Consider the following 22,725-nt stretch of genomic DNA (forward strand, 5'->3'; position numbering starts at 1 on the left):
CGGCGCCCGAAACAACAAAGAGGTTTGGATCAAGCCTTGCTGAACAACCCATCCAACCGCTTGTCCCACCTAGCCCCCGGCAACACGTCGGCCAATTGAGAATCCCCAAACGCAAAAGCCCCCCGCAGCACCTGAGCCAGCACCGCCCGATAGTCGTGGTGGGCCGGCAGGTCGCGGCCTTCATTAAGCTGCGAAAGACCACTCCATTGCCCATGCCAGCGCCCACCGGCAACGCGATTGCCCATCAGCCACATCGCATTCCCGAACCCGTGGTCGGTACCACGGGTACCGTTCTCCGCGCTGGTGCGGCCGAACTCGCTCATCACCACGACCACGTCGCCGGGCTCCGAAAAATCCTGGCGCAGCTGCGCGATGCCGCGCGCGAGGTTGCCTAAGTTGTTGGCCAACTGGCCTGTGGCCGCCCCCTGGTTGGCGTGGGTGTCCCAGCCGCCGGCCGATAAAAAGCCCAGCCGCAGTTTTCGGTCGTTGCGCATCAGCGTGCCCAGGTGCTGGGCGTCCAGCTGCAGGCCCACCGGGTCGGCCGCGCCGTTGCTGGCGGCCAGCATTTGCGCGTTCAGGGCCTGCAGGTTGGCGGGCGTGCCGTCGCGGTCCAGGTTTCTGTCGGCCATGCGTTTGGCGTCCTGCGCCATCTTTTCGGCCCTGGCGCTTCTTTGCTCGGTCAGTTCCTGCGCGCTCTGCATGCGGCTGCCCGCGCCCTGGCGAAAGGCTTCGCTGAGTTTGTCGTCGCCGCCATACAAGTCCATCAGCGCCTGCCGGGTCTTGTCGTTGGCCAGCACGCCGGTGCGCTCGGCCGACTGGCCGCGCGGAATCAGGCGCACGGCGGCGGCGGCCTGGCCGGCCAGGATGGCGGGGTTGGCCTCGCCCACGCCAAGCGCGACCGCGCCGCCCGCTCCGGCCCGGCCTATGCTCGCCGTGGTGTTGAGCCAGCCGGGCGCGCTGCTGGTCTTGCCGCTTTGCGCGATTTCCATCTGGTACTGCGCATCGAAGTGCGAACGGTTGGGCGCGGGCAGGCCGGCCGCGGGCACAAAACCGAGCACGCCTTGCTGCCACAGCGGCAGCAGCGGGGCGAGGGCGGGATGCAGGGCAAACGTCTTGTCGAGCTTGATGGCGGTTTGTGCCGTGCCGTCGGGCGCGGCAATCGCGATATTGGGGCGCAGCGCGTAGTAGTCCTTGTCCGCATAAGGCACAAAGGCCGACAGGCCGTCATAGGCGCCGCGCAGGAAAACCACGACCAGGCGCCCGTTGTCCAAGCCGGGCACCGCTTGCGCCCACACGCCGGGCACCGCCAGCGACAGGGCGGACAAGGCGCCCATGCCCAGCAGGCTTCGGCGTTGCAGCAGATGGGCCGATGAAGAAAGAATGGGGTCCATGGGTGTCCTCGCGCGGTTTATTGATTGGCTTACTTACGCATGAAGTCGGGGCTGGCCAGCATCAGGCCGGTGCGCATCTGCGCTGGCTCCTGGGCGATGCGCTCGCGCGTCGCGACGCTGAAAAAAACGTTGAGGTAGGCCGGCTCGGCCGTGCGCTGGGCCAGGCCCATGGCGTAGTCAGCGCGCCGCGTCAGCGCCTCGGGCGCGAGCCAGGTGTTGGCGTCGGTCTTGTAGCCGTCGGGCGTCTGCCAGCCGTGCATGGGCTGGCCGGCCTGCGCGAGAAAGCCCAGGGTCTGGCCTATGTCGCGCCTGTCCCTGACGCCGCCGGCCGCGGCGAGCGCCGAGCAGGCAAAGTCCAGCGGGGTCTTGAACAGCTGGTTGTCCTTGGCCCAGAATTCCGGCGATTCGATCAGGCTGCGCATCACCGCGCGCAGGTCGCCCTGGGTGTCGGTAAAAACGGCGGCCAGCCGGGCCACCAGCGCGGGCGGCGGTTTGTCGGCTACAAAAAAAGTTGCCAGCCGGGTGGCGACGCGCCGTGCCGTCTCGGGCCGGCGCGCCAGGTAGCGTATGGCCTCCTCGCCCTCGGCCACGCTCCCGTTGCCGAAGGTGCGGCCCAGCAGGACCTTGCCTTCCTTGTCGTGCAGGCGCTCGGCAAAACGAAAGCCTTCGCCGTCCTTGAGGTTGACCGTCCAGCCGGTCAGGATGCGGGCCAGCTCGCGCACGTCTTTTTGCGTATAGCCGCTGTTCACGCCCAGGGTGTGCAGCTCCATGAGCTCGCGCGCGTAGTTTTCATTGAGGCCGCGGCTGTTGCTTTGCGCCTGGTCCAGGTAGAACAGCATGGCCGGGTGTTTGGCGCTGGCCAGCAGCAGGTCTTCAAAACGGCCCAGGGCATTAGCCCGGATCACGTTGATCTCATAGTGGCCGACAAAGGGGCGCACCGGGCCCTTGCCGACAAACACATTGAGGTGGTTGAACCAGAACTCGGTCATGCGCGCGAGCAGCGGGTTTTCCAGCGCGGGATCGCTGCAGGACATCAGCCGCCAGGCGGCCGCGCCCTGGGCCATCTCGCGGCTGAATTTTTCATCGCCCGCTGCCGCATTCGGGGCGGCTGCCATGCCGGGTTTGGGCGCCTGGCGCGCGCTGCGGCGCGTCTCCCGCTCGGCCTGGAAGTTGCGCGCGATGTCGCCCAGCGACGCGTTGATGCCCGCGAGTTCGGCGGGAAGGGTGGGCGGGCGTTTGCTCGCGGCATAGGCGGCATCGAGCTGCTGCAGCGCCCAGGCGCGGGGCGAGGCCGTGGCGGCCTGCGGCCAGGCCGGCGTGGGCGCATAGCCCAGGCGCGAGGCGGCGCGCCAGGTGGCCGAAAGATTGGCCGTGGGAGGTAGGGCTTCGGTCTGCCCTTCGGCCTGCGCCGCGGGACCGGCCAGGCCGGCCAGCAAGGCCGCGAACAGGCCGGCCTGGGTGATTGTCGCTGTGGGCATGTTTTTCTCCTGCGACTCTCTGTAACGCAAGCACAGCGCCTTGCGTTGAATGCCGCCCGCAGCTTTACACAGGGTTACGCCAAGGGCGCCGCGCCCCTGTCCCGGTTTACAAAGTCAGTATGGTGCAGCCCGTGGTCTTGCGGGCTTCCAGGGCGCGATGCGCCTCAGCCACATCGGCCAGGGCAAAGCGCTGGTCGATAGGGATATTGACCTTGCCGCTGGTCACCATGGCAAACAGCTCGTCGGCCATTTCCTGCGTGACTTCGCGCGTGGCGATGTGGGTGAACAGCGTGGGCCTTGAAACATAGAGCGAACCCTTGGCCGCCAGCACGCCGATGTCCAGCGGCGGCGTCTTGCCCGAGGCATTGCCGAAGTTGGCCAGCAGGCCGAAGGGGCGCAGGCAGTCCAGCGACTTCATGAAGGTGTCCTTGCCCACCGAGTCGTACACCACCTTCACGCCCTTGCCGCCGGTGATCTCCTTGACGCGGGCCACGAAGTCTTCTTTCGCGTAGTTGATGGCGAAGGCCGCGCCCTGCGACAGGGCCAGCGCGCATTTTTCGTCGGAGCCCGCCGTGCCTATGAGCTGCAGGCCCATGGCCCTGGCCCACTGGCAGGCGATGAGGCCCACACCGCCGGCCGCCGCGTGGAACAGCACGTAGTCGCCGGCCTGCAGGCCGCCCTGCGGCTGGGTGCGGCGCAGCAGGTACTGCGTGGTCAGGCCCTTGAGCATCATGGCCGCGCCGGTCTCGAACGAGATCGCGTCGGGCAGCTTGCACACGCACTTGGCCGGCATCACGCGCAGTTCGCAATAGCTGCCGGGCGGCTGGCTGGCATAGGCCGCACGGTCGCCGGCCTTGAGGTGGGTGACGCCCTCGCCCACGGCCTCGACGACACCCGAGGCCTCCATGCCCAGCTGCAGCGGCATGGCAAAGGGGTAGGCGCCGCTGCGCTGGTAAACGTCGATGTAGTTGAGGCCCACGGCCTTGTGGCGTATGCGTATCTCGCCCGGGCCGGGTTCGCCTACCTCCACATCCACCAGCTTAAGTTCTTCGGGGCCGCCATGCTGGTTGATGTGGACGGCTTTGGAGGGGTATGAGGCCATGGGGTGTTCCTTGCAGAGGGGAAAAATAAAGACAAAAAGCGTGGCCGCCATGGTGCCACGAATCAAAACAAGCTGCATGAATCCAGACCCACAGATAAATCTCTCTCGTTTTCAATCTGCGTCAATCTGCGAAATCTGCGGATGAATTCTTATATCCACAGATTACGCAGATTTACGCAGATAAGAAAAAACGGGATCTGCGGAGAAGGTTAAAGCGCAGGCCTCGGAGAGAAAACGGCCGCGCTTGGTAAAGTCGCCGCCATGACCCAACGCCTCACGCCCGCCACCGCCTCGCTGCTGGTGCTTCCCCCCATGCTCTGGGCCGGCAATGCCGTGGTGGGCCGCCTGGTCACCGGCCTGGTGCCGCCCATGACGCTCAACTTCCTGCGCTGGGCCCTGGCCTTCATGATCCTGCTGCCCTTGGCCTGGCGCCTGCTCAAACCCGGCAGCGGCCTGTGGCCGCACTGGAAGCGCTTCGCCGTGCTGGGCCTGCTGGGCGTGGGCTGCTACAACGCGCTGCAATACCTGGCGCTCAAGACCTCAACGCCGCTCAACGTCACGCTGGTGGCTTCCAGCGTGCCCATCTGGATGCTGGTGGTGGGTGCCTTGTGCTTCGGCCAGGCCGTGTCGCGGCGGCAAGTGCTGGGCGCCGTGCTGTCGATTGCCGGCGTGCTGGTGGTGCTGTCACGCGGCCAATGGGAGCTCTTGATGCAGGTGCAACTGGTGCCCGGCGACCTCTATGTGCTGCTGGCCACGCTGGCCTGGGCGTTTTACAGCTGGCTGTTGTCGCAACCCAGGGAGCCCGCGGAGATTCGCGGCGACTGGGCGGCCTTCCTGCTGGCGCAAATCGTGTTCGGCCTGGGCTGGTCGGGGGCTTTCGCCGCCGGCGAATGGGCGCTGACCGACGCCCACATCGCCTGGGGCTGGCCGCTGGCCGCGGCCCTGCTCTATGTGGCTGTCGGGCCCGCGGTGATCGCCTATCGCTGCTGGGGCATGGGCGTGCAGCGCGTGGGCCCGGCCATCGCGGGCTTTTTCTCCAACCTCACGCCGCTGTTCGCCGCCCTGCTTTCAGCCGCCTTCCTCGGCGAGCTGCCGCACCTCTACCACGCGCTGGCTTTTGTGCTGATCGTGGGCGGCATTGTGGTGTCGTCGCGGCGTTGAGGTGAGCGCAAGAAGCCGGATTCGCGCAGGTGTTCATCCGTTTATCATTCGGCGATCACTTCCACGCCAAATGAATACCGATAAACCTCAAGCCAACGGTTCAGGCGAATTTAGCTTGCTGGGTTTCGCGGCGTTCCTTGTGATTGTTTCGCTATTCATGTTCGTGAGCACAAAGGCCGGAACACGTGGAGTCGGCGTCTGCGTGATAGTGGGCGCGTTGATCCAGCAAATTTCCGGCCGAATCGAATACGGATGGGAAGACCGCCCGCCTTCCGGCTACATCACCGGATGGGCAGCTGCGGTATTGAACCTTGTCTTCGGGATACTCGGCTTGGCGATGGTTATCTGGCCGGACATTGCCATGGGTATTTTGGGCTGGGACAAAAAGTGATGCCGTCCAACAGGTCAATCGACACAGCCTCACACACACCACCAATCCACCGCCGGCATTCATCGCTGATGGTTTGATTTTCACAACACTTTGCGAAAAACCATCGCGCAAAACTTGCCAAGCCCGCGCGGCCTCTTCAGAATCCCTTCCTTGCTTTGAGCCGCTGCACAACGAGCAACCTTGCGCAGCCAACCCCTTGAAGCCACCAAGACTATGACTTTGTTCACTCACACCTGACGCACCCTCCACCGCCCCCGGCTGGATGTGGTGCCAACCACACCCAGCCCTGCGGGCGGTCGGTGCCGTGCCTTCACGTGTGAAGCGCGCTCCGCAAACCCCAGGCTGATTTTTTTCGCCGGGGTTTTTTGCTTTCTGGAGCGCGCACATGAGTGCCAAAACTTTTTCCCGTGACTTTGCCGCCGGCAAGGTCAAGCATTTGCGGCGCATGAAGCAGCCGCTTGCCCTGACGCTGCAGCTGCCCGCCCCGCGCAACCCCGTGGTGCGGGCGCTCGCCCAGCGTGCCGCCACGTCCGCCGCGGGCAAACACATTCGCAGCAACGGCGCCAACCGCCGGGCTGAAACCGTGGCTTTGCAAAAAGCCCTCAAAAGATGGATTGACTGACATGAAGAACGACATGACAACCGAGACGGCAGCCGCGGCCCGCGTGCCGCCTGAACTGATGCGGGAACGCAGCGCCCACCTGGCCCAGGTCGCCGCCGAGCTGAAGACCGAGCTCTTCGGCATCGACGACATCATCGACCGGGTGATCGAATCCCTGCGCGCCTGGTATGTGCTACCCCACATCATCCGCCGCCCGGTGATCGTCTGCCTCTGGGGCCTGACCGGCACCGGCAAGACCCAGCTCACGCGCAGCCTGGCGCAAAAGCTGGGCTTTTACGACCGTTTTGTTGAAGTGCAGATGGATGGCTTCAGCAACGGCAGCAGCTGGCGCAGCGCCGACTCCATCAGCGCCATGCTGGCGGAGTCCGGCATCGCCGAGGGCGAGCCCGGCATGCTGGTGCTCGACGAGTTCCAGCGTTTTCGCACCATCGACGAAAAAGGCAAGGACTTCGCCGTCAAGCGCTACCAGGACGTGTGGCAGCTGCTGTCCGACGGTCGCCTGCCGCCATCGCTGTCCTTTCTGCAGGAGCTTGAATCGTCGCTGGCCTACTCGCTGTACGAGCATGAGCGCGAAGAGCAGGCAGATGACAAGCCCGCGAAGGACGGCACTCCGCCCAAAAAAATGAAGTTTGCCCTCTCGCCCTACCAGGCCCAGGAGTTCAAGCAAAGCCTCAAGCTCAAGGAGCCGCTGCAGGAGATCATGACCTGGGCGCCCCAACAGCTGCAGGAGCGCATGCTGGCCTTCAGGGCGTCCACCGAGTCCTGGGAGACCGACTACAGCCGTCTGCTCATCATCGTCTCGGGCAACCTCGACGAGATGTACGAAGGCATGGCCCAGCGCGTGGAAGACTGCGACACCGATGCCGACATCTTTCACACGATGACCAAAAAGCTGTCGATGATCGACGTCAAGAAGGCGCTGGGCGAACGCTTCAAGCCCGAGCAGATCGCGCGGCTGGGCAACAACCACGTGATCTACCCCTCGCTGAGCCAAGCCACCTATGAACGGCTGATCCGCGGCACCTGCGCGCGCTATGCCGATGAAATGCGGGCCGGCGCGGGCCTGTGCTTTGAGCTGCATGAATCGGTCTACCAGGGCATTTATGCCAATGCGGTGTTTCCGGCCCAGGGCACGCGCCCGCTGTTCTCGTCCATCCACGCCATCCTGAGCGCGCCGCTGGTCAATGCCGCGTTGTGGGCCCTGGAGCAAGGCGTGCCGGAGGACGCCACACTGTACGTCACCCTGGACACGGCCGCGCAATCCCTGCGCGTTAGCCTGGGCAAGGACGGCGGGCCCGGCATCGCCTACCCCGTGCCGCTGGAGCTCAACCAGCTCAAGCAGCGCGCCAGCCCGGACTTCCGGGCCCTGCTGGCCGTGCACGAGGCGGGCCACGGCCTGGCCTACGCGCGGCTGTTCGGCCACGCGCCACAGGAACTCAAGATCAATGTGGCTTCTTTCGAGGGCGGCTACAACAGCTATGTGCGCATGAAGGCCGAGTCGCGGCAAAGCTGCCTGGACCGCCTCTGCGTGGGCCTGGCGGGCCGCGCCGCCGAGGCCCTGGTGTTCGGCGAGGACGCTTGCACCACCGGCAGCGAAAGCGACTTCAAGAACGCCACCGCGCTGGCCGCCCGTTTTGTGCGCCACTTCGGTTTCGGCAGCCGGCTCAGCCGCACCGACGTGGCCGACAGCATCGATGACAACCTCAACACCGACGTGGCGCCGACCAATGCCGAGATAGAAGCCCTGCTCGCGCAGGCCTACGCGCGCGCCCGCGAACTGCTCGCGGCCGACTCGGCGCTGCTGCTGCAAATCGTGGACGAGCTGCTGGCGCAAGGCCAGGTCAGCAAGGAAAAAATGGCCGGCCTGCTGGGCGTGGGCATCGCGAGCGAGGAGCGCATGCTCATGCCCTATGCCGAGCAGCTCCAGGTGTTCAGCCTGCAGCACGAGCTGATGCGGCGGGTGCGTGGCGAGGCGGCGTCCCTGGAGGCGTCGCTTGAATGACGCGCCTGGGCAAAAAAAAGCACGGGGGGCCGCCCGTGCGGCCCTCCGTGCCCAATTTCCACCAACGGAAACCTTTAACGGTCGTGCTCAACCCTTGGCCGGATGCTCCTTGACGCGGCTGACCAGCTGCGTCGGGTTCACAAAGCGCAGCGCGATCAGCAGCCACAGCACCGTGATCGCCATGTAGATCATGGCCATGGCGTCCACCGACTGCCCGGCGCGCACACCCGCGGCGAAGACCGCGTAGTAGAGCGCGACCACCAGGGTCTGGGTGTCGGGCCCCGCCACCAGGAAAGTCAGCTCGAACATGGCTACCGTGCGCACCAGCACCAGCAGGCCGGCCGCCAGCACGCCGGGCGCCAGCAGCGGCACCAGGGTGTAGAGGAACATCTGCCGCGTGTTGGCGCCGAAGACGCGCGCGGCCGATTCGATGTTGGTGTCCACCTGCTCGACGAAGGGCGTCATCACCAGGATCACGAACGGCAGGGCCGGGATCATGTTGGCGATGATCACGCCCGGCAAGGTGCCGGCCAGGTGCAGCTGGTACATCACCGTGGCCAGCGGAATGCCGTAGGTGATGGGCGGCACCATGAGCGGCAGCAGGAACAGCAGCGTGAGCAGCTTCTTGCCGCGAAAGTCCTTGCGCGCCAGCGTGTAGGCCGCCGGCACGCCGATCAGCAGCGACAAAAAGACCACCGAGAACACCACCACCACGGTGACCACCAGCACATGGCTGAGCTGGAACTCCTTCCAGGCCGACACATACCAGGCCGTGGTGTAGGCCTCGGGCAGCCAGGTGCCCAGCCAGCGCGTGGCCACCGAGTTGGTGGCGACCGCGAGGATCAGCAGGCCGACGTTGACCAGGAAGAAGGCGATGAGGCCCCAGACCAGCGCGCGCCAGGCGCGGTCGCGCAGCGGATGGGGATCGTGTTGTGCTGCGGCGCTCATCCCTTGCCTCCGGTGACGGGGCCGCGGTAAAACAGCCGGCGCAGGCCCAGCGCGGCGGCGACGATGGCCAGTTGGGCCAGGCCCATGATCATGGCGACGGCCGAGGCCAGCGAGTAGTCGTACTGCTCAAAAGCCGCTTCGTAGGCCGCGATGGCGATGACGCGCGTGGTGCCGGCCGGCGAACCCAGCAGCACCGCGGACGGGAAGACCGAAAAGGCCTGCACAAAACTCAGGCAGAAGGCCATGACCAGGCCCGGCGTCAGCAGCGGCAGGTAGATGTAGCGAAAACGGTTCCAGCCGTCTGCGCCCAGCGTGGCCGCGGCGCGCGGCAGCGCCGGGTCTATGCCGGTGATGTAGGACAGGATCAACAGGTAGGCAAACGGGAAACCGGTGATGACCAGCGAAATCAGCACGCCCCAGTAGTTGTGCGTCAGGCGTATCGAGCCCTCATACAGGTTCAGCCACTGCAACGCCTGCGCCAGCCAGCCGCGCGGGCCGAAGTAGGTCAGCATGCCCTCGGCAATCAGCACCGTGCCCAGCGTGAGTGGCACCACCAGCAAGGTGGACAGCAGGCGCTGGTAAGGGCTTTTGACCCGTGTGGCATAGGCGATGGCGAGTGCGAAGCCGACATTGATCAGCGTGGCCGGCAGCGCCAGCTGCATGGTGTTGCCAATGGTTTTCCACAAGTCCTGCGTCTGGAAGAAGTGGATGTAGTTCTCAAACACCCCGCCCTGCGCCGGCTGGAAGGACAGCAGCAGGCCGTAGGCGAAGGGGTAGACAAAAAACATGATCATCACCGCGGCCGCCGGCGCGACCAGCATCACGGCCGGGTCCAGCGGCGGTCGCGCGTGGGCAGCCGGCGAAGGCGTGGCGGGTGTGGCCATCTCAGGACTCCCCCGCATAGACCAGCACACGCTCGGGCGGGGCCGACAGCATGATCGGGTCTCCCGGCGTGACGGCGCGCGACGTGCGCACGTAGAGCAGGTCGTCAAATGCCGTCTTGACCTGTAGCAGCCATTCACGGCCGCCGTATTCGGCGGTTTCCACCGTGCCGGCGAAGGCGAGCGGGCCGTCGCCGATCACAATTTCGTCGGGCCTGATCGCCGCCACGGCCTGGCCGGCCTGGAACAGCGGCTCCGCCTGCATCCCCGTGCCGGCAAACCGGATACCGCCCGGCCCTTGCAGCGTGAGGCCAAGGCCGTTGGCCTGCGCCACCTGAACGGGCAACACATTGCGGTAGCCCATGAAACGCGCCACGTCCAGCGTGGCCGGCCGCGCAAACACCTCCTGGGGCGTGCCGACCTGCTGCACCACACCGAGCTTCATCACCACCACGCGGTCGGCCATGGCCAACGCCTCGTCCTGGTCGTGCGTCACATAGACGGTGGAGCAGCCCTGGGCGCGGTGGATGCGGCGTATCTCCGAACGCATTTCAATGCGCAGCTTGGCGTCCAGGTTGGACAGCGGCTCGTCCATCAGGATCAGCGGTGGCTCGATGACGATGGCGCGCGCGATCGCCACGCGCTGCTGCTGGCCGCCCGAGAGCTGGCCTGGCAGCTTGTCCGCATGGCCTTGCAGCTGCACGGTGTCCAGCGCCGCGGCCACACGTTTGTCGATCTCGGCCGCCGGCACACCGCGCATCTTCAGGCCGAAGCCCACATTGCGGCTGACCGTGAGGTGGGGGAACAGCGCGTAGTTCTGGAACACCATGCCAAAGCCGCGCTTTTCCGGCGGCAGCGTGTCTATGCGCTGCTGGTCCAGCCAGATGCTGCCGCCCGACAGCGGCAGCAGGCCCGCCATGCAGTTGAGTGCGGTGGATTTTCCGCAGCCCGAGGGCCCCAGCAGCGCGATGAACTCACCGCGCTCTATGGTCAGCGACAGCTGATCCAGCGCGTTGGCCCCGCCGAACTGGCGGCTCACCCCCTCCAGGCGCAGCTGCTTGAACTCGTTTTTTTCCACGGGCCGTCCCGTGGTGTTTGGCATCACCATGTCAAAAACCTTTTGTTCTATCTACTCCCTCTCCCCCCGGGAGAGGGAGCAAGACCCTGCAGGGTCTCGCCTTACTTCCCTTTGCCGGAGCCGATCTCCTGGTCCCACTTCTTGAACGCCGCCACCATGGCCTTGTCATCCAGCGGCTGGGTGTGTGGCTGCTTGGCGATCCAGTCGGCGTATTCGGGGCGGCCGTATTCCTTGATGATGTCCTGGCTCTTTTGCGGCGCCGCGCTCAGCGGCACGTTTTTCACGGCCGGGCCGGGGTAGAAGTAGCCGGCGTCATAGGTCAGCGCCTGCTGTTCCGGCTTGAGCAAATAAGCCATCAGCTCCATCACGGCCGCCTGGCGCGCGGGCGGCAGGCCTTTGGGCACGGCCATGTAGTGAGCGTCGTTGACCCAGGTGAAGCCATTGAGCGCCGCCACCTTGAACTGCTTGGGCACCACGCCCAGCGCGCGCGGGTTGATGTCCCAGCCGGTCACGGTGACCGTCATGTCGCGCGAACCTTCGCCAAGCTCCTTCATCACGGCGCCGGTGCCTGTGGGGTAGTACTCGATGCAGCTGTTGAGTTCCTTGAGGTAAGCCCAGGTCTTGTCCCAGCCGGCCAGCGGTTCCTTGGGGTCCTTGTCGCCCAGCAGGTAGGGCAGGCCCATCAGGAAGGTGCGTCCCGGGCCCGAGTTGGCGGGGCGCGCGTAAATCAGTTTGTTGGGGTTGGCCTTGCACCAGGCCAGCAGTTCGGCCGGCGTCTTGGGCGGCGCCTTGACCTTGTCGGGGTTGTACTCGAGCAGCGGGCCCGCGGGCATATAGGTCACCATGACGGCCTGGCCGTTGGCCAGGTCCTGCATCTTGCGGGCGCTGGGCAGGTAGTTGTCCATCAGGTTGGGAAACTTGGCGGCATGCGCGGGCAGCATGGGCTCCCAGAGGTTGAGCGCCATGCCGGCGGCCAGCGCGTCGGTGCCGGTCAGCACCAGGTCGATGTCGGTGCGGCCTGCCGCCTGCATGGCGCGGATTTTTCCGGGCAGCTCGGGCGCGGGCGCCTTGGTGAAGGTGATGCGCGAGACCAGGTTGGGGTTTTTCGCCGCGAAACTTTCCAGCGCCTCCTGCGTGAGCGCCAGGTTGCCGGCCACGTCAACGACGTTGAGCGTCACGGGCTGCGCATGGGCCGCGCCCGCGAGCGCTGCCAGGATACCGCCGGCCCGCAGGCCCCCTCCCAGGCGGGACATCAAATGTTTGAACTTCGTCATGGTCTTGTCTCCTTCGTTGTTGCTGTGGACTGAAAACACGAGGCTCGTGGCGGCCTCTTAAAAACGCGGGCTGGTGCCGGAAAACCCCGGCTGGTACTTGCGCATCTGCGCCAGGTCGTTGCGATTGCGTATGCCGCAATCGAGGTACTGCTGGTGCAGTTCGACCAGTTTGGCCGGGTCGAGTTCCACGCCCAGGCCCGGGGCTGTCGGCACCCTGACAGCGCCCTGCTCAAATTGGATGCGGCCGCCCTTGATGACTTCTTCCTCCTGCCACGGATAGTGCGTGTCGCAGGCATAGGTCAGGTTGGGAATGGCGGCCGCCGCATGCGTCATGGCCATCAGGCTGATGCCCAGGTGCGAGTTCGAGTGCATGGACATGCCCATGCCGAAGACCTCGCACATGCGGGCCAGCGAGGCCGTGGCGCGCAGGCCGCCCCAGTAGTGGTGGTCCGACAGGAGGATCTTCACCGCGCCCAGCGAAGCATTGCGGCGGAATTCGTCCATGGTGGTGACCACCATATTGGTGGCCAGCGGGCTGCGGCAATGTTTGCCGAGTTCAGCCATGCCTTCCAGGCCCGGGGTCGGGTCTTCGTAGTATTCGAGCAGTTCGTCAAGCTCGGGCGCGGCGTCTATGCTCGTCTGCAGCGACCAGTTGGCGTTCGGGTCCAGGCGCAGCGGATGCGTCGGGAAGGCTTTGCGCAAGGCCTTGATGCCGGCAATCTCCTCAGCCGGCGTGAACACGCCGCCCTTGAGCTTGATGCTTTTAAAACCGTACTGGCCCACCATGGCCTGGGCCTGCTTCACCAGTTGCTCCGGCGTCAGCGCCTCGCCCCAGGCGTCGGGCGCATAGGGCTTCTCCACGTGCTCGGCATATTTGTAGAACAGGTAGGCGCTGTAGGGCACGGTATCGCGCACCGCGCCGCCCAGCAGGTCGCAGATCGGCAGCTTCAGCAGCTGGCCCTGCAGGTCCAGCATCGCGACTTCGAGCGCGCTGATCACCTTCTCGGCATTCTTGGCGGTGTGCGAGCCCGGGGCGAGCTCAAACTGCACACCACCGCCCTGCCCCGGCTTGATGCTGGCGCGCACGCGCTGCTCCATCAGGTTGAGGTCAAAAGGCGACAGGCCCACGGCCAGCGCGCGCGCCTGCTCCAGCGCCAGCAGCATGGGCGCATCGCCATAGGTTTCGGCAATGCCGAGGCGGCCGTCGGAGGTTTCCAGTTCAATGATGCTGCGCAGGGCCCAGGGTTCGTGGATGCCGCTGGCGTTGAGCAGCGGCCCGTCGCGAAAGGCGATGGGCGTGACGCGGGCGTGCGTGATGCGGATGTCTTTGTTTCTCATGTGTCAGCTTGCCGTGGCTCCGGATTTCTTGACCAGTTCGGCCCAGCGCGCGATTTCGCTCTTCATGTGGGCGGCCAGCTCGTCGGGCGAGCTTGCGACGATTTCCATGCCCAGCTGGTCGTGCAGCTTGGCGACCACGTCGGGTGTCTTCAGGATTTTGGTGATCTCGGCGTTGAGGCGCTGCACGATGGGCCGCGGCGTGCCCTTGGGCGCATAGACCGCCTGCCAGGAGGACATCTCGAACTTCGCGATGCCCGACTCCATCATGGTGGGCAACTCGGGCGCCAGCGCGATGCGTTTGGCCGTGGTGACGGCCAGCAGCTTGAGCTTGCCGGCCTGCACGAGCGAGACGGCGGCCGTCATCTGGTCGAACATGAAGGGCACCTGGCCGGCCACCACATCCATCATCGCGGGCGGCGTGCCCTTGTAGGCCACGTGCGAGAGCGGCACGCCTATCAGCTCGGCGAACATCTCGCCGGCCAGGTGGGTGGAGGTGCCCGCGCCCGAGGAGGCGAAGTAGCGCTTGCTCGGGTCGCGCTTGAGCAGCGCCACCAGGTCGGCCACCGAGTTCAGCCCCAGCGCCGGGTTGACGATGAGCACATTGGGCAGCATGGCCACCAGCGAGACCGGCTCGAAATCCTTCACCGGGTCGTAAGGCAGGTTTTTATAGAGGCTGGCATTGATGGCGTGGGTGCTGATGGTGCCGCCCAGCAGCGTGTAGCCGTCGGCCTTGGCCTTGGCGACATAGCCCGCGCCCACGGCACCGGCCGCGCCGGGTTTGTTGTCGACCACCACCGGCTGGCCCAGGCTGTCCGAGAGTTTTTGCGACAGGGTGCGGCCTATGACGTCGGTGGAACCGCCCGGCGTGAAAGGCACGACATAAGAAATCGGCTTGGTGGGCCAGCCCGGCGTGGCGATGTCGGCGGCCAGCGCGCGCAACGGCGAGGCGGAAAGTGCCGTAAGGCCCAGGCCGCCGAGGTTGCCCAGCGCCTTGCGGCGCGTGAAGTGAGTGCTCATCCTGATGTCTCCTGGTATTTATGCTTCGATCGCGCCCTTGATTGTCATTATGTTAGCGCTAACAAATCAGGATGTTAAAGAGCAAAACCAGGCCCGTCAAGTCAGGCGCTGGCTCTTTCGACTATGGAAAACCCGAGGTCCCTGACCTTGGGGCCGGGGTCCAGGCCCTCGACGCGGTCCAGGATGAAACGCGCGGCCTGCCGGCCTATGGAGGTGCCGTCTATGCGCACCGTGCTGAGCGCCGGGTGGGTGTGGGCCGCAAACGGCATGTCGCCAAAACCCATGACCGCCACGTCGCCCGGAACACTCATGCCCATGGCCTGCATTTCGGTGATCACGCCCTGCGCGATCACGTCCGAGCCGCAGAACACCACGTCGGTTTCGGGATGCTCGGCCCACAGCTGCGCAAAGCCGGATCGGCCGTTGGCCAGCGAGGAAGGCGCCGGCACCATGCAGGCCGGGATCGCGGCCACGCCCAGGGCCGCGAAGCGCTGCTCGAAACCCGAGCGCCGCAGCATGGCGCGCTGGTCGTCGGCGGTGATCAGCGCCGGCCTGCGATAGCCCTTGCGATAGAGGTAGTCGGCCACCTCGGCGCCGGCTTTTTCCTGGGAAAAGCCCACGATCATGTCGATGGGCGTGGGCGTGATGTCCCAGGTCTCGACGATGGGAATGCCCGAGGCCAGCAGGCGCTTGCGCCCTTCGGGTGAATGCATGATGCCGGTCAGCACGATGCCGTCGGGCCGCCGGCCGACGATGGCGTCGATCAGCGCGTCCTCGCGCGCGCCGCTGTAGCCGCTTTGCCCCAGGATCAGCTGGCAGCCGGCCTCGGCCAGCGCGTCGGTCAGCGCCTGTATGGTTTCCAGGAACACCGGGCCGGCGATGGTGGGCACCAGGGCCGCCACCAGCCGGCTGCGGTTGGAGGCCAGGCCGCCGGCCACCAGGTTGGGCACATAGCCGCTGCGCGCAATCGCACTGCGCACGCGCTCCAGGGTTTCGGGCGACACCGCCGCCGGCGTATTGAGCGCGCGCGACACCGTGATGGCCGACACGCCGGCCAGGCTGGCCACGTCGCTCAGGGTGATGCCGCCGGTTCCGGGGCGCGGGGCGCGCTTGGCCTTGCGCAGCGTCTCAGAGGGTGATTTCATGCCCGGATGTTAACGCTAACTTGAAGGGGATCGCGCTCAGTCCAGGCCGAACTGTTGCCGGAAGGCCTCGCAAAAGCCGGCGTTGCCGCTCAGCGTCAAGGTCAGCGTGTGCCGGGCCTTGCCGGGCAGGCCGGGCTGCACCGCCAGGCGCCCCGCCGCCTCGTCGTACAGCAGCGCCTCGGGCGCGGTCAGCTCGCGCATGCCGTGCAGGTTGTAGTCCCAGTCAAAGCCTTCCTCGAGCGGGCCGCGCCGGCCGGGGAATTCCGCATGGGCCCAGGCCAGCACCCGCACAACTTCGGCATGGACAGCTGGCACCTGCTCGGGCCAGGTGGAGGCCATGGCCTCCAACACGCCCGTGCCGTCGCTGCCTTCCGCGCAATCGAAGTGAAGGTAATCCAGGCTCAAAACGCAAAACTCAGTAGGTACCCGTCAGTAAGTGCCCGGATAGGCCCCGCCGTCGGCCAGCACGTTCTGCCCCGTCATGTAGGCGGCATGTGTGCTGCACAGGAAGGCGCAGATGCCGCCGAACTCCTCGGGCGTGCCGAAGCGCTGGGCCGGGATGTTCTTGCGGCGCGCGTCCATGACGGCTTCCAGCGGCTGGCCGCTTTTTTGCGCGGCGCCGCTCATGGTGCCGCGCAGGCGGTCGGTGTCGAAAGCGCCGGGCAGCAGGTTGTTGATGGTCACGCCCTGCGCCGCGAGCTTGCTGCGCGCCACGCCGGCCACAAAACCCGTCAGGCCGCTGCGCGCGCCGTTGGACAACCCCAAAACGTCGATGGGCGACTTGACCGAACTGGAGGTGATGTTGACGATGCGGCCGAAGCCACGCGCCGCCATGCCGTCGACCGTGGCCTTGATGAGCTCGATGGGGGTCAGCATGTTGGCGTCCACCGCCTTGATCCAGGCGTCCCGGTCCCAGTCGCGGAAGTCGCCGGGCGGCGGGCCGCCGGCATTGGTCACCACGATGTCGAAATCCTTGCGCACGGCGAACACGGCGGCGCGGCCTTGCACGGTGGTGATATCGGCCGCCACGTATTGAACATGGGTGCCGGCGGGCCTAGCCTTGTCCGCCGTGAGTTTTTCAGCGGCGGCCTTCAGCGTGTCCTCGCCGCGCGCCACGATCAGCACATGCACGCCTTCGCGCACCAGCGCCTGTGCGCAGCCCAGGCCCAGACCCTTGCTGGCGCCGCACACCAGCGCCCATTTGCCTGCAATACCTAAATCCATAATAATTCCTCATTACAACCACGGGGGAGAGCGGCTCATGATACTGAGTAAATACAAAATACAGGCGGGGATGGTTATCGCTCCCCTGCTCACATCGCTGCTGGTTTTCAGTGCTCCGGCACAGGCCCAGCCCCAGGGCGAGGCAGTGATCATCAAGCGCGAGTCGCAATTGCGCGACGCCCCCGGCGACTCGGCCCGCAGCCTCGCGCCGCTGCCGGTCCAGACCTCGGTCACACGGCTCAGCGAACGCCAGGGCGCCTGGATCAAGGTGCGCATGGCCGACGGCACCAGCGGCTGGGTCCACATGTTCGACATCACCTCGGCCAGCGCCCCCTCGGGCGGCGCCGCGGGCGGCGCGCTGCGCAGCCTCTCGAGCTTTTTCAACAAGGGCAGCGCACAAGCACCTTCCAGCACGGTGTCCACCTCCACCGTCGGCATACGCGGCCTGGGCGCCGAAGACCTGGCCAATGCGCAGCCCAACCTCGCGGCCGTGGCGCAGGCCGACGCCAACCGCGTGAATGCCGCGCAGGCCCGGCAGTTCGCCGGCAGCGCCTCGCTCAGCAGCCGCCAGGTCGACCCCCTGCCCACGCCGGCCCCACCGGCACCGGCCACCTCGCCCGGCGGCGCCGCACCCGAACAGTACGGCAAGTAAAACAAAAAACACACAAGAGACAAAAGGCATCGCCATGAATCTTCACCACCTTCCCAAACCGGCGCGCCAGGCGGCCCTTGCACTGGCCCTGCTGGCCGGCCTGCTGCCCTTGGGCGCCCAGGCCCAGGATGCCGGCAAGGCGCTGGGCGGCCTGTTCCAGTCGCTGATACGCCCCAACCAGCCCGCGCAGCCGGCGCCCGCACAACCCAACACCGCCTCCGGCCTGGCCGGCGCGCTGCTGGGTGCCAGCCTCACGCCGGGCGGCCAGCAGGCCGCCCAGGGCGGCGACCTGTTCAAGCTGCTGTCGCAATCGCTGGACCAGATCGACGAGCCGCGCGAGATCCAGATCGGCCAGCAGCTGGCCGCCGTGCTGCTGGGCAGCAAGCCGCTTTACCCCGACGTGGCCCTGCAGCGCTATGTCAACCAGTTGGGCCGCTGGATCAGCCTGCAGTCCTCGCGCCCCGACCTGCCCTGGACCTTCGCCATCCTCGACGACCCCGGCTTCAACGCCTTCGCCACGCCGGGCGGTTATGTCTTCGTCACCAAGGGCCTGATAGACCGCGTGGCCGATGAGGGCGAGCTGGCCGGCATCCTGGCCCATGAAATCACCCACGTCACCGCCAAGCACCACCTGATTGCCTTGAACAAAAGCGCGCGCGCCGGCTTGCTGACCCAGGTGATCAGCTCGCAGCTGAAAAACGACCTGGGTGGCATGGTGTCAGCGCAGTTGCTGGCACTGGGCAAAAACATGTATACCAAGGGCCTGGACCAGCAGGACGAATTCGACGCCGATCGCACCGGCGTGGCCCTGGCCACGCGCGCCGGCTTCGACCCCTACGGCCTGGTCGCGGTGCTGCAGCAATTGCGCACCGCCGCGCCCGACGACGCGCTGTTCGCCCTGTCGCTGAGCACGCACCCGCCGGCACAAACCCGCTTGAACCAGCTCGAGCTGGCCATGGGCACCCGGCTTGACGCCTACGCCGGCCAGCCGGCGGTCACGGTGGCGCAACGCATCAGCGGCTCGAACCGCCGGCCCAGTGCGCAAGCGCCGGCACGTCCACCGGCCAAAAAGACGAACTGAGAAAACCGGCAACCCCGCCTTGTGCAAAAAACCCGCGTGAGGCCGGCGCGCAAGCCAGGGCAGGGATCACGTCGCTGAAAATTGTTCGAGCAGCTCGATTCCGAAGGGCCAGTCCCCAAGACCGCTTTCCGAATTCAGATGCCCGCGCGGGCCGACCTCGACATAGCCGGCTCCCCAAACCTGCGAACAGGCGCGGGCATAGGACGCACTCCCGTAGGGATCGTCCGTGCTGGCGACTACCGTGCAGGGGAACTCCAGCTTTTTCAATGGCACTGGCGAGAAGGCGATCGCTGAGGCAGTTGGAAATGCCGCCGAGGCGGGGTCAGGTACAGCGACCAACATGGCGCCCCTGATTTTCTTTCCTTCTCTGGCCGCCCAGTGAATGACCGCCAGACAACCCAGGCTGTGCGCCACTATAAGGGTGTCAGGTCCAAGCGACGCGACATGCCGGCTAATGGCCGATACCCAGTCATCGCAAACCACGTGATCCCAATTCGTGACTTGCAGCCGATGCCACTCAGGACTCCGCGCCTGCCAGAGGCTCTGCCAGTGTGAAGGACCGGAATTCCCAATGCCGGGCACGATCAGAACGGGAGACGTCATTTCTTAATCACCTATAAAAAAGGTTTAGTCTAGAAATGAATCAGAATCCGCACCATGGATGGTTCAAGGAATTGAGCGCATCCATTCTTTAAATCATTTGAATTTTCAATCCCATGCAAATGAAATCAAAGCAGGCCGATCTTGACAAGCTCGACTGGAAAATTCTCGAGGCATTGCAGCTCAATGCGCGCATCACGAATACCGATCTCGGGATGCAGGTCGGGTTGTCACAGCCGGCCGTCACCGCACGCATTCGGCGCCTTGAAGAAGCGGGCGTGATCGAAGGATATGCGGCGAGGATCAACCTTCGCCTGGCGGGATACCCGACCTCGGCCGTCATCCGCATACGTAGCACGCATTCTCAAATTCCACTGTGCCTGCAGGCTTTTTCGACCATGCCGGAGGTCATTGACGCACACCGGATCACTGGGGAAGACTGCTTCGTCGTGCGCGTGGTGGCCTCGGAAATGCCTCAGCTGGAACATACGATTGATGCACTCGCGAAGCTTGGCGCTGTGTCAACAGCCGTCGTGCTTGCGAGCTACCCGGCGAAAATAGTCCGTGCGCCTGAAGTTTGACCGGACGGAAAATTGAATGATTGAATGCATGCGGCACGGATTGAAGACAAGACAGCGCGGCTAACGTCCTCTTGTGAAGACAAAGATACCGGCGATCACCAGCACCGTTCCCGCCGCCACCCACGCGGTAAACGGTTCACCCAAAATCAGCACACCCATCAGGATGGTGGACATGGGGCCCACCATGCCGGTCTGCGCGGCCATGCCCGCGCCTATGCGCTCAATCGCCATCATCACCATGAGCACAGGCGCGGCGGTGCACAGCGTGGCATTGAGCACCGACAGCCAGATCACCTCGGGCGCCACGGCGGCGGCGCTCAAAGGCCGCAGCAGCACGAACTGCAGCAGGCAGCACAGGCAGGCCACCGTCGTGGCCAGCCCCACCAGGCGCAGCGAACCCAGGCGCCTGACCATCTCGCCGCTGTAGACCAGGTAGAGCGCATAACTCACCGCGCTCAGGAACACCAGCAGCGTGCCCCAGGCCGCGTCCGCGCCCTGCAGCGTGATCTCGTGGCCGAACACCAGCACCACGCCGCAATAGCTGATGGCCATGCCTATGAGCTGCGGCGCGCTGACGCGGCGCTTGTACATCACCAGGCCCAGCAGCAGCACCAGCGTCGGGTTGAGGTACAGGATCAGCCGCTCCAGCGAGGCGCTGATATAGGCCAGCCCGGCGAAGTCCAGGAAGCTCGCGAGGTAATAGCCGGTGAAACCCAGCCACAGCACGCCCAGCCAGTCCTTGCGCGTAAGCGGCGCCTTGCCGCGGCTGGCCCACCAGGCCATCAGCGCAAAGATGGGCAGCGCGAACAGCATGCGGTACATGATCAGCGTGACCGCGTCCACGCCGTAGCGGTAGGCCAGCTTGACGATGATGGCCTTGCCGCTGAAGGCAATGGCGCCCAGGGTGGCCAGCAGCAGGCCGGGGGCGAGGCTTTTGGGGGCGGTGTCGGACGGGCTGCTCAAAATCGCTGCTTAAAAACCCACGGCCTGGCCGTCGCGCCGCGCATCGCTGGCCGCCACATACCCTTCGGTCTTGGGATTGCCGGCGCGCCAGATGAACTGGCCGGCGCCGAAGTCCTGGTAAGAGTCGTTGATGACTTCCACGCGGTGGCCGCGCTCCGTCAGGCCCTGCACGGTGCGCGCGTCCATCGCCGCCTCGACGTTGATTTCCATGCCCGCGTTGTAGCGCCAGCGCGGCGCGTCGCAGGCGGCCTGCGGGTTCTGGCCGTAGTCCAGCATGCGCACCAGCGTCTGCATATGGCCCTGTGGCTGCATGTTCGCGCCCATCACGCCGTAGCTCATCACCGGCTGGCCCTCCTTGCTCAGGAAGGCCGGAATGATGGTGTGGAAGGGCCGCTTGCCCGGCGCGACCTGGTTGGCGCCCGGCTGCAGGCTGAAGCCGTGGCCGCGGTTTTGCAGGCTGATGCCGAACTCCGGCTCCACGCAACCCGAACCGAAGCCCATGTAGTTGCTCTGGATGAAGCTCACCATCATGCCGTCCTCGTCGGCCGCCGTGAGGTAGATCGTGCCGCCCTTGACGGGGTTGCCCGCGCCAAAGTCCTGTGCCTTTTTCATGTCGATGAGTTTGGCACGGGATGCGAGGTAGGCGTCATCGAGCATTTGCTCGGCCGTCACCGCCATTGACGAAGGCTCGGCCACGTACTTGTAAGTGTCGGCAAAGGCCAGCTTCATGGCCTCGATCTGCAGGTGCTGGGAATCCACGCCGTCGACCGGCAGGCCCGCCACGTCGAATTCGTCCAGGATGCCCAGCGCGATCAGCGCGGCGATGCCCTGGCCGTTGGGCGGGATCTCGTGCAGGGTGTAACCCCGGTAGTCCCTGGCGATGGGCTTGACCCATTCGGGCTTGTAGCTCTCAAAATCTTTTGCCGTGATGCTGCCGCCGTTCTGCGCGGAAAACTTTTCAATCGCGCTTGCAATGGCGCCGCCGTAGTAGGCCGCGCCCCTGGTCTCGGCGATGGCGCGCAGCGCCCTGGCCGCGGCCTTGAACTGGAACAGCTCGCCGATATTCGGCGCGCGCCCCCAGGGCAGGAAGGACTGCGCAAAACCGGGCTGTGACTTCAGCTCGGCGGTCGCGGCCGCCCACTTCTGCTGCACCACGGTCGGCAGCAGGTAGCCGCGTTCGGCGATCTCCACGGCCGGCTCCATCAGGTCGGCAAAAGGCAGCTTGCCGAAACGCTCGCTCATGGCCACCCAGCTCGCGACCGCGCCCGGCACGGTCACGGCATCCAGGCCGCGCTTGGGCGGCGTGGCCGCGTCCGCGCCGTATTTGCGGCGGAAGTAGTCGGGCGTCCAGCTTTGCGGCGCGCGGCCGGAGCCGTTGAGGCCGTGCAGTTCCTTGCCGTCCCACAGGAGGCAAAAGGCGTCGCTGCCCAGGCCGTTGCTCACGGGCTCGACGATGGTCATGGCGGCCGCGGCCGCGATCGCCGCGTCCACCGCATTGCCGCCCTTGAGCATCATGCGCAGGCCGGCCTGCGCGCCCAGCGGGTGCGAGGTCGAAACGACGTTGCGCGCAAACAGCGGCAGGCGGGTGGAGGTGTAGGGGTTGCTGTAGTTGAAGTTCATGGGGTGGATCCACTGTTGAAGGCAGGGCAAACATGGAGGCGGACGTCTGCGCCATCCGCAGATTTGATTCATCCGCAGAAGAATTCATATCCGCAGATTTCGCAGATTTCGCAGATTTACGCAGATTAAAGACAAATGCAATTCCTGGAATCCATATCCGGAATGCAAGGGGTCCG

The 22,725-nt window shown here is 65.6% G+C and carries 22 protein-coding genes; 7 read left to right on the forward strand and 15 right to left on the reverse strand.

The window, feature by feature from the left end:
* Positions 1-29: 29 nt before the first annotated feature.
* The 3 genes from PMI15_RS23910 to PMI15_RS02545 all read right to left on the reverse strand — a co-directional run bounded on the left by PMI15_RS23910 (position 30) and on the right by PMI15_RS02545 (position 3,971).
* Complete coding sequence (locus PMI15_RS23910) at positions 30-1,391, reverse strand: DUF1501 domain-containing protein (protein ID WP_007863350.1); 1,362 nt, start codon at positions 1,389-1,391, stop codon at positions 30-32.
* A 29-nt stretch (positions 1,392-1,420) separates the two neighbouring features.
* Positions 1,421-2,869 (reverse strand): DUF1800 domain-containing protein, encoded by a 1,449-nt coding sequence (locus PMI15_RS23915; protein ID WP_007863353.1) that lies wholly within the window; start codon positions 2,867-2,869, stop codon positions 1,421-1,423.
* A 106-nt stretch (positions 2,870-2,975) separates the two neighbouring features.
* The gene (locus PMI15_RS02545) at positions 2,976-3,971 is read right to left on the reverse strand and encodes a quinone oxidoreductase (protein WP_007863355.1); all 996 of its coding nucleotides are present in this window, start codon (positions 3,969-3,971) and stop codon (positions 2,976-2,978) included.
* Positions 3,972-4,232: 261 nt separating this feature from the next.
* On the opposite strand from PMI15_RS02545, the gene PMI15_RS02550 reads away from it, so the two are divergent.
* From PMI15_RS02550 to PMI15_RS02565, 4 genes are all read left to right on the forward strand, one after another.
* Positions 4,233-5,132: a DMT family transporter gene (locus tag PMI15_RS02550; RefSeq protein ID WP_007863358.1), complete on the forward strand. Its 900-nt coding sequence runs from the start codon at positions 4,233-4,235 to the stop codon at positions 5,130-5,132.
* 70 nt (positions 5,133-5,202) lie between these two features.
* Complete coding sequence (locus PMI15_RS02555; protein WP_157214506.1) at positions 5,203-5,523, forward strand: hypothetical protein; 321 nt, start codon at positions 5,203-5,205, stop codon at positions 5,521-5,523.
* A gap of 385 nt (positions 5,524-5,908) precedes the next feature.
* On the forward strand, positions 5,909-6,145 hold the full coding sequence (locus PMI15_RS02560) for a hypothetical protein (RefSeq protein WP_007863362.1): 237 nt from the start codon (positions 5,909-5,911) through the stop codon (positions 6,143-6,145).
* Positions 6,146-6,158: 13 nt separating this feature from the next.
* Positions 6,159-8,147, forward strand: coding sequence for an AAA family ATPase (locus PMI15_RS02565; RefSeq protein WP_157214512.1), 1,989 nt, complete (start codon positions 6,159-6,161; stop codon positions 8,145-8,147).
* An 87-nt stretch (positions 8,148-8,234) separates the two neighbouring features.
* Here PMI15_RS02565 and PMI15_RS02570 read toward each other — a convergent pair whose 3' ends face one another.
* The 9 genes from PMI15_RS02570 to PMI15_RS02610 all read right to left on the reverse strand — a co-directional run bounded on the left by PMI15_RS02570 (position 8,235) and on the right by PMI15_RS02610 (position 17,052).
* Positions 8,235-9,095: an ABC transporter permease gene (locus PMI15_RS02570; RefSeq protein WP_007863367.1), complete on the reverse strand. Its 861-nt coding sequence runs from the start codon at positions 9,093-9,095 to the stop codon at positions 8,235-8,237.
* The gene (locus PMI15_RS02575) at positions 9,092-9,979 is read right to left on the reverse strand and encodes an ABC transporter permease (protein WP_007863369.1); all 888 of its coding nucleotides are present in this window, start codon (positions 9,977-9,979) and stop codon (positions 9,092-9,094) included. Before PMI15_RS02575 ends, PMI15_RS02570 begins: the two co-directional genes overlap by 4 nt.
* Before the next feature lies 1 nt (position 9,980).
* Entirely contained in the window at positions 9,981-11,084 is a 1,104-nt protein-coding gene (locus tag PMI15_RS02580; protein ID WP_007863371.1) for an ABC transporter ATP-binding protein, read from the reverse strand.
* A gap of 71 nt (positions 11,085-11,155) precedes the next feature.
* The gene (locus tag PMI15_RS02585; RefSeq protein WP_051001906.1) at positions 11,156-12,307 is read right to left on the reverse strand and encodes an ABC transporter substrate-binding protein; all 1,152 of its coding nucleotides are present in this window, start codon (positions 12,305-12,307) and stop codon (positions 11,156-11,158) included.
* 78 nt (positions 12,308-12,385) lie between these two features.
* Positions 12,386-13,666, reverse strand: a complete 1,281-nt coding sequence (locus PMI15_RS02590; protein ID WP_007863374.1) for a glucarate dehydratase family protein — start codon at positions 13,664-13,666, stop codon at positions 12,386-12,388.
* 3 nt (positions 13,667-13,669) lie between these two features.
* A complete protein-coding gene (locus PMI15_RS02595; protein ID WP_007863375.1) occupies positions 13,670-14,683 on the reverse strand; it encodes a tripartite tricarboxylate transporter substrate binding protein in 1,014 nt (337 codons plus the stop codon).
* A 101-nt stretch (positions 14,684-14,784) separates the two neighbouring features.
* Positions 14,785-15,828: a LacI family DNA-binding transcriptional regulator gene (locus tag PMI15_RS02600; protein WP_007863376.1), complete on the reverse strand. Its 1,044-nt coding sequence runs from the start codon at positions 15,826-15,828 to the stop codon at positions 14,785-14,787.
* Between the two features lie 36 nt (positions 15,829-15,864).
* Positions 15,865-16,233 (reverse strand): hypothetical protein, encoded by a 369-nt coding sequence (locus tag PMI15_RS02605; protein WP_007863377.1) that lies wholly within the window; start codon positions 16,231-16,233, stop codon positions 15,865-15,867.
* Positions 16,234-16,257: 24 nt separating this feature from the next.
* The gene (locus PMI15_RS02610) at positions 16,258-17,052 is read right to left on the reverse strand and encodes an SDR family oxidoreductase (RefSeq protein ID WP_007863378.1); all 795 of its coding nucleotides are present in this window, start codon (positions 17,050-17,052) and stop codon (positions 16,258-16,260) included.
* Between the two features lie 70 nt (positions 17,053-17,122).
* On the opposite strand from PMI15_RS02610, the gene PMI15_RS02615 reads away from it, so the two are divergent.
* The gene (locus PMI15_RS02615; protein WP_036837267.1) at positions 17,123-17,704 is read left to right on the forward strand and encodes an SH3 domain-containing protein; all 582 of its coding nucleotides are present in this window, start codon (positions 17,123-17,125) and stop codon (positions 17,702-17,704) included.
* Positions 17,705-17,738: 34 nt separating this feature from the next.
* On the forward strand, positions 17,739-18,785 hold the full coding sequence (locus PMI15_RS02620) for a M48 family metalloprotease (RefSeq protein ID WP_007863380.1): 1,047 nt from the start codon (positions 17,739-17,741) through the stop codon (positions 18,783-18,785).
* A gap of 66 nt (positions 18,786-18,851) precedes the next feature.
* Here the strand turns inward: PMI15_RS02620 and PMI15_RS02625 are convergent, their stop codons facing one another.
* On the reverse strand, positions 18,852-19,388 hold the full coding sequence (locus PMI15_RS02625) for an alpha/beta hydrolase (RefSeq protein ID WP_036837234.1): 537 nt from the start codon (positions 19,386-19,388) through the stop codon (positions 18,852-18,854).
* 119 nt (positions 19,389-19,507) lie between these two features.
* Here PMI15_RS02625 and PMI15_RS02630 point away from each other — a divergent pair, with 119 nt between their 5' ends.
* A complete protein-coding gene (locus tag PMI15_RS02630) occupies positions 19,508-19,966 on the forward strand; it encodes an Lrp/AsnC family transcriptional regulator (RefSeq protein ID WP_036837268.1) in 459 nt (152 codons plus the stop codon).
* A gap of 60 nt (positions 19,967-20,026) precedes the next feature.
* Here PMI15_RS02630 and PMI15_RS02635 read toward each other — a convergent pair whose 3' ends face one another.
* The gene (locus tag PMI15_RS02635; RefSeq protein ID WP_007863383.1) at positions 20,027-20,929 is read right to left on the reverse strand and encodes a DMT family transporter; all 903 of its coding nucleotides are present in this window, start codon (positions 20,927-20,929) and stop codon (positions 20,027-20,029) included.
* A 9-nt stretch (positions 20,930-20,938) separates the two neighbouring features.
* On the reverse strand, positions 20,939-22,549 hold the full coding sequence (locus PMI15_RS02640) for a gamma-glutamyltransferase family protein (RefSeq protein WP_007863384.1): 1,611 nt from the start codon (positions 22,547-22,549) through the stop codon (positions 20,939-20,941).
* Positions 22,550-22,725 lie beyond the last annotated feature (176 nt).

This window comes from Polaromonas sp. CF318 (assembly GCF_000282655.1).
Classification (GTDB): domain Bacteria; phylum Pseudomonadota; class Gammaproteobacteria; order Burkholderiales; family Burkholderiaceae_C; genus Polaromonas.